This is a genomic window from Microbulbifer maximicatervae (SeqCode), from assembly GCF_052467505.1.
Genome location: NZ_CP174313.1, coordinates 4,481,929 through 4,493,667 on the forward strand (window position 1 = coordinate 4,481,929; position 11,739 = coordinate 4,493,667).

At 51.2% G+C, this 11,739-nt stretch carries 11 protein-coding genes; 7 read left to right on the forward strand and 4 right to left on the reverse strand.

The window, feature by feature from the left end:
• Positions 1 to 177: 177 nt before the first annotated feature.
• The 7 genes from ACJJIN_RS19820 to ACJJIN_RS19850 all read left to right on the forward strand — a co-directional run bounded on the left by ACJJIN_RS19820 (position 178) and on the right by ACJJIN_RS19850 (position 6,242).
• Positions 178 to 960: a DUF3450 domain-containing protein gene (locus ACJJIN_RS19820; protein ID WP_444895887.1), complete on the forward strand. Its 783-nt coding sequence runs from the start codon at positions 178 to 180 to the stop codon at positions 958 to 960.
• Entirely contained in the window at positions 957 to 2,327 is a 1,371-nt protein-coding gene (locus ACJJIN_RS19825) for a MotA/TolQ/ExbB proton channel family protein (RefSeq protein WP_444895888.1), read from the forward strand. Before ACJJIN_RS19820 ends, ACJJIN_RS19825 begins: the two co-directional genes overlap by 4 nt.
• A gap of 14 nt (positions 2,328 to 2,341) precedes the next feature.
• Complete coding sequence (locus tag ACJJIN_RS19830) at positions 2,342 to 2,869, forward strand: MotA/TolQ/ExbB proton channel family protein (RefSeq protein ID WP_108734755.1); 528 nt, start codon at positions 2,342 to 2,344, stop codon at positions 2,867 to 2,869.
• 112 nt (positions 2,870 to 2,981) lie between these two features.
• Entirely contained in the window at positions 2,982 to 3,383 is a 402-nt protein-coding gene (locus ACJJIN_RS19835; RefSeq protein ID WP_108734754.1) for an ExbD/TolR family protein, read from the forward strand.
• A gap of 5 nt (positions 3,384 to 3,388) precedes the next feature.
• Positions 3,389 to 4,006: an energy transducer TonB gene (locus tag ACJJIN_RS19840; RefSeq protein WP_444895889.1), complete on the forward strand. Its 618-nt coding sequence runs from the start codon at positions 3,389 to 3,391 to the stop codon at positions 4,004 to 4,006.
• A 14-nt stretch (positions 4,007 to 4,020) separates the two neighbouring features.
• Positions 4,021 to 5,373, forward strand: a complete 1,353-nt coding sequence (locus ACJJIN_RS19845) for a tetratricopeptide repeat protein (RefSeq protein ID WP_444895890.1) — start codon at positions 4,021 to 4,023, stop codon at positions 5,371 to 5,373.
• Between the two features lie 224 nt (positions 5,374 to 5,597).
• The gene (locus ACJJIN_RS19850) at positions 5,598 to 6,242 is read left to right on the forward strand and encodes a TonB family protein (protein ID WP_444895891.1); all 645 of its coding nucleotides are present in this window, start codon (positions 5,598 to 5,600) and stop codon (positions 6,240 to 6,242) included.
• Between the two features lie 42 nt (positions 6,243 to 6,284).
• On the opposite strand, the gene ilvD is transcribed toward ACJJIN_RS19850, so the two are convergent.
• The 4 genes from ilvD to ACJJIN_RS19870 all read right to left on the reverse strand — a co-directional run bounded on the left by ilvD (position 6,285) and on the right by ACJJIN_RS19870 (position 11,691).
• The gene (ilvD, locus tag ACJJIN_RS19855; RefSeq protein ID WP_444895892.1) at positions 6,285 to 8,117 is read right to left on the reverse strand and encodes a dihydroxy-acid dehydratase; all 1,833 of its coding nucleotides are present in this window, start codon (positions 8,115 to 8,117) and stop codon (positions 6,285 to 6,287) included.
• Positions 8,118 to 8,244: 127 nt separating this feature from the next.
• Positions 8,245 to 9,567 carry an amino-acid N-acetyltransferase gene (gene argA, locus ACJJIN_RS19860; RefSeq protein WP_444895893.1) on the reverse strand — a complete coding sequence of 441 codons (1,323 nt, stop codon included), beginning with the start codon at positions 9,565 to 9,567 and terminating at the stop codon, positions 8,245 to 8,247.
• Between the two features lie 59 nt (positions 9,568 to 9,626).
• Positions 9,627 to 10,790 (reverse strand): acetylornithine deacetylase, encoded by a 1,164-nt coding sequence (argE, locus tag ACJJIN_RS19865; protein ID WP_444895894.1) that lies wholly within the window; start codon positions 10,788 to 10,790, stop codon positions 9,627 to 9,629.
• Positions 10,768 to 11,691 carry a carboxylate/amino acid/amine transporter gene (locus tag ACJJIN_RS19870; RefSeq protein WP_444895895.1) on the reverse strand — a complete coding sequence of 308 codons (924 nt, stop codon included), beginning with the start codon at positions 11,689 to 11,691 and terminating at the stop codon, positions 10,768 to 10,770. The genes argE and ACJJIN_RS19870 overlap by 23 nt, the downstream gene beginning before the upstream one ends.
• Between the last annotated feature and the right edge of the window lie 48 nt (positions 11,692 to 11,739).

The window sequence follows — 11,739 nt, forward strand, 5'->3', positions numbered from 1 at the left end:
TTGCTACCCAAGCGGGCCGATGCTGGCAATCGGCATTTGAATAATCAAATCGGCTGTTTACAATGTGCGGCTCTTAGCTGTCTTCTAACCAATGTTTTTAAAACAAAAGGACACCGCGTTGTGGCAGCTATCTCATCGCGACCATGTTGTGAAATATTGAACCCACTGGGGGGTCTAATGAAAACCAAGCGATTCATGGCTGTGGCGCTGACCACTGCGCTGTCTGCTGGCGCGCTCTACGGCAGCGTAGCCACTGCGGATACTCTCGATAACGTACTCGCCGTCGGCCAGCAGAAAACCACTGCGGCCCAGGCATCGCAAAAGCGCATCGACAAGATTGCCGACGAAACTAGCAGCCTGCTGCAGGACTTCAAGGTGGTTAATAAAGAAATCGATGGTCTGCGCGTATACAACCGTCAGCTGGAAAAGCAGCTGGCCAACCAGCTCGAAGTTATCAACGATCTGGACGAGTCTATTGCCAACGTTACTGTTATCGAGCGTCAGATTCAGCCGCTGATCCTGCGTATGCTGGATGGCCTGGAACAGTTTATTGAGCTGGACGCTCCGTTCAAGCTCGAAGAGCGTATCGCGAACCTCAACGGTGTTAAGAGCACCATGGATCGTTCCGATGTCAGTGTTGCGGAAAAATTCCGTCAGGTACTGGAGCTGTACAACTTTGAAGCGGAATATGCTCGTAAGATCGACTCTTACCGCGATACCCTGACTGTTGCCGGCCAGGAGCGTGAAGTGAGCGTTCTGCAAATCGGCCGTATCGCCCTGTTGGCTCAAACTACAGATGCTGAAATTTCCCTCGCTTACGACAAAGCGCAAAAAGCGTGGGTTGAGATCGATGCTGGTGAATACCGCCGCGCTCTCATGAACGGTCTGAAAATTGCCAAAAAGCAGGCCACCATCGACATCATGACCATGCCGATCCCGGCTCCGGAGGCAGCGCAATGAAAACCTCTTTCGCCAAACGCATTTTAGTGGCGGCAGCAGCTGGCCTGATCAGTTTCTCCGCAGTTGCACAGGAGAAGGCCTCTTCTCTGGATGACCTGCTGAAAATGGTTCAGCAATCCAAAGTTGCCGAGTCCAAAGAACACAAGCAGCGTGAAGCTGAGTTCCGCCGCCAGAAGGCCAACCAGAATGCTCTGCTGAATCAAGCTAAAAACACTCGTACCGCTGAAGAAAAGCGCTCTGCTGAACTGGAAAAGAAATACCAGGAGCAGGAAGTGGCTGTAGACCAGAAACGTCAACAGCTGGATGAGCGTATGGGCTCGCTGAAAGAGCTGTTCGGTCATATGTCTTCTACCGCAGCTGACCTGCGCGCCAACATTGGCTCCTCTCTGGTTTCTGCCCAATACCCCGGTCGTACAGAGTTCATCGACGGTCTTCTGGCCAAGATGAATACTGCTACCAAACTGCCGACTATCGAGGAAATCGAGCGTCTGTGGTTTGAAATTCAGCGTGAAACTGTTGAATCCGGCAAAATCGTTAAGTTTAACGCAACCGTGATCAAGCCAAATGGTGAACAGGTTGATCAGGAAGTGGTTCGCGTAGGTAACTTCAACCTGGTTTCCAATGGTAAATACCTGGAAATGAACAATGCCTACAAAATGGCTGAGCTGATCCGTCAGCCGGACGCCAAGTTCCAGGGCATGGCTGAAGCTCTGCAAACCTCTACCGGTGGTTTCAGTGCCTTCGGTGTAGACCCGACTGGTCCTACCGGTGGCTCCTACCTGAAAGCTATGATCAACAGCCCGGACATCGTAGAGCGTTGGCACCAGGGTGACATCGTGGGTTACATCATCACTGCTGTTGGTGTTTTCGCGATGCTGCTGGCTATCTTCCGTCTGATCGTTCTGACTGGCGTCGGTGCTAAAGTAAATGCTCAGCTGCGTTCCTCTACTCCGAACACCAATAACCCACTGGGTCGTGTACTGGCTGTTGCGGAAGAGAACAAAGGTGTAGACGGCGAAACTCTCGAGCTGAAGATGGAAGAAGCAGTACTGAAAGAGCGTCCGGCAATCGAATCCGGCCTCAACCTGCTGAAGATCATCGCGATGGTTGCTCCTCTGCTAGGTCTGCTGGGTACTGTTACCGGTATGATCGTAACCTTCCAGGCGATCACTATCTTTGGTGCGGGCGATCCCAAGGCAATGGCCGGCGGTATTTCCTCAGCCCTGATCACCACCGTTCTCGGCCTGTGTGTTGCTATTCCGACAGTATTGATGCACACCATTGTAAATGCCCGTGCCAAGCGTGTTCTGCATATTCTTGAAGAGCAGAGCGCCGGTATCGTGGCAGAAAACGCCGAGCGCAAATAAGAGGAGGCGGCAACATGCACGCATTAATCGACGCATGGGCCGCCGTCAACGCCTTTATGGCGTCGGGCGGGCCAGTACTGTTCCTGATCGCCGGCCTGACCTTCTTTATGTGGACGCTGATTTTTGAACGTGTTTTCTACTTTAACAAAGGGTTGAAAAGTGACGTTCAAGGTGCGGTAGATCAATGGGAGGGGCGCGGTGAGCGCAAATCCTGGGCTTCGCACCAGATCCGTTATGCAATGATTTCCCGGGTATCCGAGAAAATTCAGGACAATATGGACATGATCCAAGCTTGTGTCGCCCTGGCCCCTTTGTTTGGGCTGTTGGGTACGGTTTGGGGCATGATCAACGTGTTCGATGTTCTCGCGATTACAGGTGGTGGTGACGCCAAGCAGATGGCCAGTGGTGTATCCATGGCAACTATCCCAACAATGGCGGGTATGGTTGCGGCCCTGTCAGGCGTATTTGCCAACACTTATCTAGCCCGTAAAGCTGAGCGTGAAACCCAGCTGCTGGAAGATCATCTGACAATGGATCACTAAGCATACACCAGCGAATAACTTCGTTTATTTGCTGTGAAGGTTTAGCCAAGCCAGATACTTTTGCCGGGGGCTCCCTGAGTCCCCGCTGGAAAAGTTCGCTAAGAGAGTTGCTATGAGCAAAAGACAAAATACGGCAGAAGAAGAAGCCGGCGCAATTGACCTCACGCCTATGCTGGACGTGGTGTTTATCATGCTGATCTTCTTTATCGTCACCGCGACCTTTATTAAGGAGCCAGGTGCTGATGTTGAGAAGCCGGAAGCGACAACCGCTGAACTCAAGGCCGCCTCTATCCTGGTAGCGATCAACGACAGTGACGAGGTTTGGATTGCTAAAGAGAAGGTTGATGAGCGCCAGGTAAGAATTGTCCTGGAGCGTCTCTACTCGGAAAACCCGAAAGGGTGGTTGGTAATTCAGCCCGATAAGGGAGCAAGCATTGAGAAGATTGCCCTGATTGCAGAAGCAGCCAGGAAGATTGGTATCAAGAAAGTTTCCGTCGCTACAGAGAAGAGTTAACAGCTATGAATCCGGTAAGACTTCTTGGGGCAGGTACATTGGCGGTAGCCACGACCTTTGGCCTCATCTTCACCATGCATCAGCTGATTGCAGCAAACATGAAAGCTCCTGAGGAAAAGGAAACTTTCAAAGTTGCCGATGTGGTGATGCCTGATACAAAGATTGAAACACAGTACGACACCGCCAAGCCGGTAAAACCAGACGAGCCAGACACTCCGCCGCCGGAGATGCCGGAGCCTGACTTCGAGGAACCGAATATTGATGGCAACATCAGTATTGCTGCTCCCAAAGCGGGTGGTGATGTTAAGCTGTCTGGCTTCAGTTTTGGCGAGGGTGATTACCTGCCGATCGTTAAAGTACAACCGCAATATCCTCGTCGCGCTCAGCAGCGTGGTATAGAAGGCTATGTAATCGTTGAATACACCGTAACGACTAATGGCTCTGTACGTGATCCGATAGTGATTGAGGCGTTTACGCTGAAGGGTAAACCCACAACTGTTTTCAATCGCGCAGCTTTGAAGTCCGCGTTGAAGTACAAGTACAAGCCGCGGGTAGTCGATGGCAAGCCGACCGAAGTTCCTAATGTTAGAACTAAGATCAGCTTTAACATGGCTAAGGACTAAAAGGGGGAAGCACTATGAAGTTGACGACCATCACTAAAGGTTTGTCCAAGTTCGCTCTGCGCACGTCAGTAGCGCTACCCTTGGTTCTGGCACCGACGGTCAGCGTTACCGTGCTCGACGCGGTAGGAGTGTCTGCTCCTTTCGCTTCTGTACAAGCGCAGGAACAGAAAAAGCCGAGCAAGCAAAAGACTCGTAAAGTTCCGGCAATGCGTGAAGCTGCGTATAAGAAGCTGGAGAAAGCCCAGGAAGCTGCTGATGCGGAGGATTGGCCGGCTGCACTTGTAGCGCTGAAAGAAATGGATGAGGCTAAGAAGCGCTTCAACGGTTATGAAGTTGCCCAGATGTATAACTTCTTCGGTGTTGTTTACTACAGCACTGAGCGTTACAAAGAGGCGATTCCCTATTTTAAAAAGGTGCTAGACCAGGGTGAAAAAAACCTGCCGGTTGCCTTGGAAGTAGGAACTTTATTTACACTGGCTCAGCTCTATTTTGTCACTGAGGATTACAAGCAGGCGATTAACTACCTGAACCAATGGTTTAAGGTCTCCGATCGTATTACTGCTGATTCCTACGCTTTACGTGCCCAGGCTTATAACCAGGTTGGCAACCAGGCTAAGGCTCTCTCGGATATCAATATAGCGGTATCCATGTATGAAAAAGAGGGTAAGACACCTAAAGAAGCATGGTATGGATTGCAGCAATATGTTTATTTCGAGCGAAGCGACTACAAAAATGTAGCCGGTGTCTTGGAAAAACTGGTGCAGTACTATCCAAAGCCTGTGTACTACAAAACACTGGCGGCGATGTATGGCGAGTTGAAGCGTGACAAGGACCAGCTGCATATGATGGAAGCAGCTTACCTTGCCGGTGCTTTGGAAAAGGATAGAGACCTTTTGAATATGGGTTATCTCTTTATGGGGCATGAAATGCCTTATAAAGGGGCCAAGGTGATAGCTAAGGGTATTCAAGAGAAGAAGATCCCACGTACAGCTAAAAACCTGGAAACCCTAGCTCAGGCCTACCAGATGGCACAAGAACTTCAGAAAGCTATCCCGCAGCTGGAAGCAGCAGCCCAGCTTTCTGATAAAGGTGAGATTTACTCGCGCCTGGCTGGTATCTACTTAGATTTGGATCAGAACGAAAAAGCCATCGCTATGGGCAAAAAAGCCATGGCCAAAGGCGGTGTTAAGCGTATTGATCAACTGCAAATTGTTATGGGTATGGCCAATGCCAACCTGAAGCGCTATGACTCAGCTTTGAAGAGCTTCAAGCTTGCACTGAAAAGTGAGAGATCTGAGAAAATGGCTAGGCAGTGGATTACCTTTATCGAAGGTGAACAGAAACGTGAGAAGCAGTTGGCAATTTAAAGCTAATTAACTTTTTAAGTTTCAAAAAAGCCGCGCAGTAATGTGCGGCTTTTTTTATGCTTCTTTCTCTTCTCACGGCAATGCAAAATTTTGAGATAACCTGTATTAACAGACTATTTGCATTTTTTTGTAAATTGACTAATGATTAAGTCAGCTGATCAGCTTTTCCATTTTCGGCACAAGAATGCCGCTTATTGCACCCTAAAAATAATAGGAGAGGTGTTATGGATAGAGCTTGTCAGTCAATTCCCAACCCCGTGTTTTTCCCCCAGCATTTACTTGCAGGCTACGTGAAGGGCCTGGGATATGCTGCCGTGACAACAGTGGGGCTGCTCTTTTTGATGAGTCAGCTGGTGGCAACTGATATTGAAGAGCCAGCAGTTGAGTTGTTGCCACAGATTAAATCGGTACATATGCCGAAAAAGGTGATTGTTACCGAAAATTATGAGGCACCTACACCACCACAAACAGTCATTGAACAGCCGAATATGCGAGTTGAGCAGACTGAGGTCTTGCCGGTTAAGCTGAATATTCAAATAGGCTCTCCAACACCAGTCTCTGAAACTGGGATGAAGGTATCGCAAGATCCTTTGCCTGTGTACAAAGCTGCACCACGATATCCTAGTGCCGCTTTGCGCAGGGGAATTGAAGGATATGTTGTTGTAGAGTTTACAGTGACAAAAACAGGGGCAGTGCGAGATGCCCGTGTTGTTGGTGGTTATGACTCTAATGGTAACCCAACCCGTGTATTCGATCGTTCTGCGATAGCTGCGGCAGAAAGATTTAAGTATCGGCCTCAAATGGAAGCTGGCCAACCAGTGGAACGCTACGGGGTACGCAATCGAATCAGTTACAAAATAGCGGAATAAAAAAACGGCCCTTTGGGGCCGTTTTGTTTAGAACAGTTTTAATCAGTCAATTTCCCTCACCGCCCCGCGATCTGCACTTGTGGCAAGCATGGCATAGGCTTTCAGTGCTTTGCTGACTTTACGAGGGCGCTTTTCGATGGGCTTCCATCCATTGGGGTTTTCTTCCATTTCTTGGCGCCGCTTATCGAGTTCACTTTCCTCAATAGCGATTTCAATTTTCCTCGCTGGAATATTAATACGTATTAGATCGCCATTGCGCACGAGAGCGATGTTACCTCCAGACGCCGCCTCCGGTGAAACATGTCCAATTGAGAGGCCTGAAGTTCCTCCTGAGAAGCGGCCATCGGTAATCAATGCGCAGTGCTCACCGAGTCCTTTGGACTTTAAATAACTGGTGGGGTAAAGCATCTCTTGCATTCCAGGTCCACCTTTAGGACCCTCATAGCGAACGATAACAGCCTCCCCTTTACTGACCTTCCCTTCGAGGATATTGGAAACCGCCTCTTCCTGGCTTTCTACTACATGGGCGGGGCCTTCGAACTTCCACAGCGACTCATCGACGCCGGAAGTCTTCACTACACAGCCATTGGGGGCCAGGTTGCCAAAGAGAACGGCGAGCCCTCCCTCAGAGGAGTAGGCGTACTCAGGAGAACGGATACAGCCACGCTGGCGGTCTGCATCTAAAGTGGACCAGCGGCATTCCTGGCTGAAAGCTGTTTGGGTGGGAATGCCTGCGGGGCCCGCGCGATAGAATTCCAGTACAGATTGGTCGTCCGTGCGGCAAATATCCCAGCGCGCAAGGGCATCGGCGAGCGAACCACCGTAGGCGGTTGGCAGCGAGGAGTCGATAAGACCTGCGGCCTCCAACTCCCCAAGGATAGCCATTACACCACCAGCGCGGTGTACATCTTCTATATGGTATTTCTCGGTATTGGGGGCAACTTTGCACAGCTGTGGAACCTCACGGGAGAGGCTGTCGATATCTTCCAGGGTGAAGTCAATCTCACCTTCCTGAGCGGTTGCCAGCAGGTGCAGGATGGTATTAGTGGAGCCTCCCATGGCGATATCGAGTGCCATGGCATTGCGGAAGGCTGTACGGTTGGCGATGTTGCGCGGCAGGGCAGTTTCGTCATCCTGCTCATAGTAGCGTTTGGTCAGGGTTACGATCTCGCGGCCAGCGCGGAGGAATAGCTCCTTGCGGTCGGCGTGAGTCGCTAGCATGGTGCCGTTACCCGGGAGTGAAAGCCCCAGGGCCTCGGTCAGGCAGTTCATGGAGTTCGCTGTAAACATACCTGAGCAGGAGCCACAGGTCGGGCAGGCAGAGCGCTCATACTCAGCAACTTCCTCGTCGGAGGCCGTATCTGTAGCGGCGATCACCATAGCATCTACTAAGTCGAGCTTGCGGTCAGCCAGTTTGGTTTTGCCGGCCTCCATCGGGCCACCGGAGACAAAGATAACTGGAATGTTCAGGCGCATGGCTGCCATCATCATTCCCGGTGTGATCTTGTCACAGTTGGAGATACAAACGAGGGCGTCGGCACAGTGGGCATTGACCATGTACTCCACTGAGTCAGCGATAATTTCGCGGCTGGGCAGGCTATAGAGCATGCCGTCGTGACCCATTGCGATACCGTCATCCACAGCGATCGTATTGAACTCCTTGGCCACGCCGCCGGCGCGTTCAATCTCCCTTGCGACAAGCTGACCCATATCCTTTAGGTGTACGTGTCCGGGGACAAACTGGGTAAAGGAGTTTGCGATGGCAATGATTGGCTTATGGAAGTCCTCGTCCGTCATACCGGTGGCACGCCACAAGGCGCGGGCTCCGGCCATATTGCGACCGGCGGTAGAGGTGCGGGAGCGGTATTGGGGCATAGTCACAGATTCCAGCTGGCAACAATGAATGCGCCAGCTTAGCAAAAAACGGACTTTCCTGGGATGTTTTTGCGCCCAAACTACCCATCAAAGGAGTAATAAGGATAGATGTTTCAAATTTCTATGACTAAGTGGACTGACTTTTCCCCAGGCGTTTACGCAGGATTCTCGAATTGCGCTGAATGTTGTACAGGGACTTTCGCGCGGTAGGCAGCTCACTGATACCGACTTGCTCAAAGCCCTGTTCGATAAACCAGTGCTCTGTCTGGGTGGTGAGGACGTAGAGTTCATCAACCTGGACTGTTTGCGCCTGTCTCTCAAGGTGGCGCATGAGCTTGGCACCACGCCCGCCACCGCGAAATTCCGGGTGGCTGGCAAGGCAAGCGACTTCGGCTGCTGTGGTAGTGCCCTTGTCATCCTTAATGGGATACAGAGCAGCGCAGGCGACTGGAGTACCATCCACTTCAACAAGCGTGAAGTGTTCAATTTCCGCCTCGAGCTTCTCACGGGAGCGCCGTACCAAAACGCCATCTTTCTCTAACGGGCGGATCAGCCCAAGAATGCCGCCCACATCGGTAATTCGCGCTCTGCGCACAACTTCGTAGCTGTCTCGGTAAATCATGGTACCGGCCCCTTCACGGCGGAACAGCTCCTGAATTAAGGCGCCGTTTTTACAAAAGCTAAGTAGATGCGTACGGGCGATCCCTGCATTACAGGCTCGAATGGCGCAGCGCAGGGTTGCGCTTTGCACCTTGGGTAAAACTTGCTCTGCCTGCAAAATACTCAATTCGTGTACCGAATTTCCGTCCACTTGGAGTTGCTCAGGTTCGCGGAATAGCACTAGTTTCTCGGCGCGCAATACCCTGGAAGCCTCAGCGGCCAGATCCAGGTAATTGATATTGAAAAGCTCCCCGGTCAGGGATGTGCCCAGGGGAGAAAGGAGTACCAGGGAACCCTGATCCAGGTTTTGCTCCAGAGTGCTGGTGTCCATACGTCGCACGGTGCCGGTCCAGCCCAGGTCCACGCCATCGAGCACGCCACTGGGGCGGGCGGTAACAAAATTGCCTGAGACCACCTTGAGGGCCGAACGCGCCATCGGTGAGTCTGGCAGTCCTTGGGAAAAAGCAGCTTCAATATCGAAGCGCAGTTTACCCACGACGGACTTAACAATCTCCAATGTCTCTCGATTGGTAATACGCTGGTTCTCGTGAAACCGATTTTCTATGCCGCGCTCATCCAGGGCTCGATTAATTTGTTCCCGCGCGCCGTGCACAACAACCAAGCGAACCCCAAGGCTGGCAAGCAGCGCCATATCGTGTACTAGATTGCGGAAATTGGCGTGCTCTAAAGCGTCGCCGGGGATACCAATTACTAAAGTGCGACCGCGCAGGTCGTTGATGTAAGGTGCCGCGTGGCGAAACCAGTTCAGGGAGGCGTTATCGTCGCTCACTAATTCTTACCGTGTGCAAGTCTTGTGGTGTTTTAACCCCGGAGGCTGTCGCAGGTAGATTAAAGGCAAAAGCGGCCAATCAAGTCGCGCAGAATATTGACCATAGGGTTGATACGATCCAGGGCGAGAAATTCATCCGGCTGATGAGCTTGGTCAATATCGCCGGGGCCGAGCACGATAGTGTCAATATTCAAACTCTTCAAGTAGGGCGCTTCAGTACCAAAGGCAACACTTTCAGCGGGATGGCCACAAAGTTGTTCTGCAACTTTTACTAACTCTGAATGGGCATCCTGTTCAAAGGGCGCAGTGCCGGGGAATAAAGAGGCCACTTCCACCTGAATTTTATTGTCTTGTGGAATGGTAAGGATACGTTTGTTTAGTTCTTCCCGTAGGTCAGTAAGTTGCATTCCTGGCAACGGACGAATATCAAACTGGAGTTCTGTATGGCCGCAGATCCGATTGGGATTGTCACCCCCATGGATACATCCTAAGTTCATCGTGGGTACTGGAACGGCGAATCCGGGGTTGTTGTATTTTTGCTGCCACTCTTTTCGCAGTGTTAATAGTTCACCGATAACTTTATGCATGGCCTCAAGAGCGTTGGCTCCCAAGCTTGGATCCGATGAGTGGCCGGATTGCCCGGTAATACGCACTGCTTCCATCATAACCCCCTTGTGCATACGTATCGGGCGAAGCCCGCTGGGCTCACCAATTACCGCGTAGCGCGCTTGGGGTTTGCCAGCCTGCACCAGGGCGCGGGCACCACTCATACTTGTTTCTTCATCGGCTGTTGCCAAAACAATCAATGGTTTTTGTAAAGGCTTGTCGAGAAAAGTCTGCACAGCCTCGATAACCAGAGGGAAAAAACCCTTCATATCACTGGTGCCGAGACCGTATAAGCGGTTGTCGCGCTCTAAAACCTTAAAGGGGTCCGATTGCCAGCGCCCCGCGTCAAAGGGGACTGTATCAGTATGTCCGGATAGAACGAGCCCGCCTTTATCACCACTTTTACCGCCGAGAGTAGCAATCATATTGGCTTTATTGGGAGAGCCCTTTAAAGGCATTATCTCTACATTGAAACCAAGTCCTTCCAACCATTCACCCAGTAGCTCAACCACCGGGCGGTTACCCATATCCAGGGAAGGATCGGTTGCACTGACACTGGGGCAGGCAATCAGTTGATGTAATTGGGTCTTCAGGTCAGGTACTGCGATACTCGCCATGGTGACTTTCCCTACTCTTGTTGCGCCATTCATTCAAGATAACAGCGGCTCCGATCAGTCCTCCCCCAAGGGCGAGACGGGTTAGATCGGCATCCCGATTCCAGATTAACAGATTTACCAACAAGCCAACGGGAATCAGTGCATTATTCATTGCGGCCAGGGTACCAGTAGAGACCTGCGTAGCACCCTTGTTCCACAAAAAGTATCCCAGACCTGATGCCACCAATCCCAACCAGAGTAGAACACCCCATTGCTGTGAGCCCTGTGGGTACTGCGGTTCTCCGAATAGGAGCCAGGCAATAACAGTGATCAAGCTGGCGCCGACAAAAAACCAAGCGAAGGTTTGTCTCGGGAGGAGGCCTTGCTCTCTGGACATCAGGCGCTTGTATGCCACCTGCCCCACGGCAAAACATAGGTTGGCACCCTGGACGACTGCAAACCCAATCCAAAAGTCGTTACTGGGAGAGCCCCAGCGAATAGTGGCGGCTCCCAATACGGCTATGGCTGCGATAGTGAGGTTCCAGACAGAAAAGTGCCTGTTAAGGAAGTCCTCAAGGGCGGTGATATACAGGGGAGTGAAAATAGTAAATAACAATACTTCGGGGACACTGAGCAGTAAAAATGACTGGTAGTAAAACAAGTACATCAGTCCCAATTGTACCGCACCGATCACAATTAAACGTATTGCGGTACGGGGAGGGCAACCCTTCCATTTTAGCATGGGTAGAAATACCGCTGTGGCAAGGAGCACCCGTGTCATTGCGGAAAAATAGCTATCCACCTGTCCGGCCAGGTAGGCGCCTATCAAACTGAAGGAAAAGGCCCACAGAAGAGTGACAAACAACAGTAATGGCATCTGGATAAATTCGCAGGCAGCAGTAAATTGGTGGGGCAGGCCCAAGTTATGACTCCGAATACTACTGTTGCTTGTAATAAATAGATATGGATT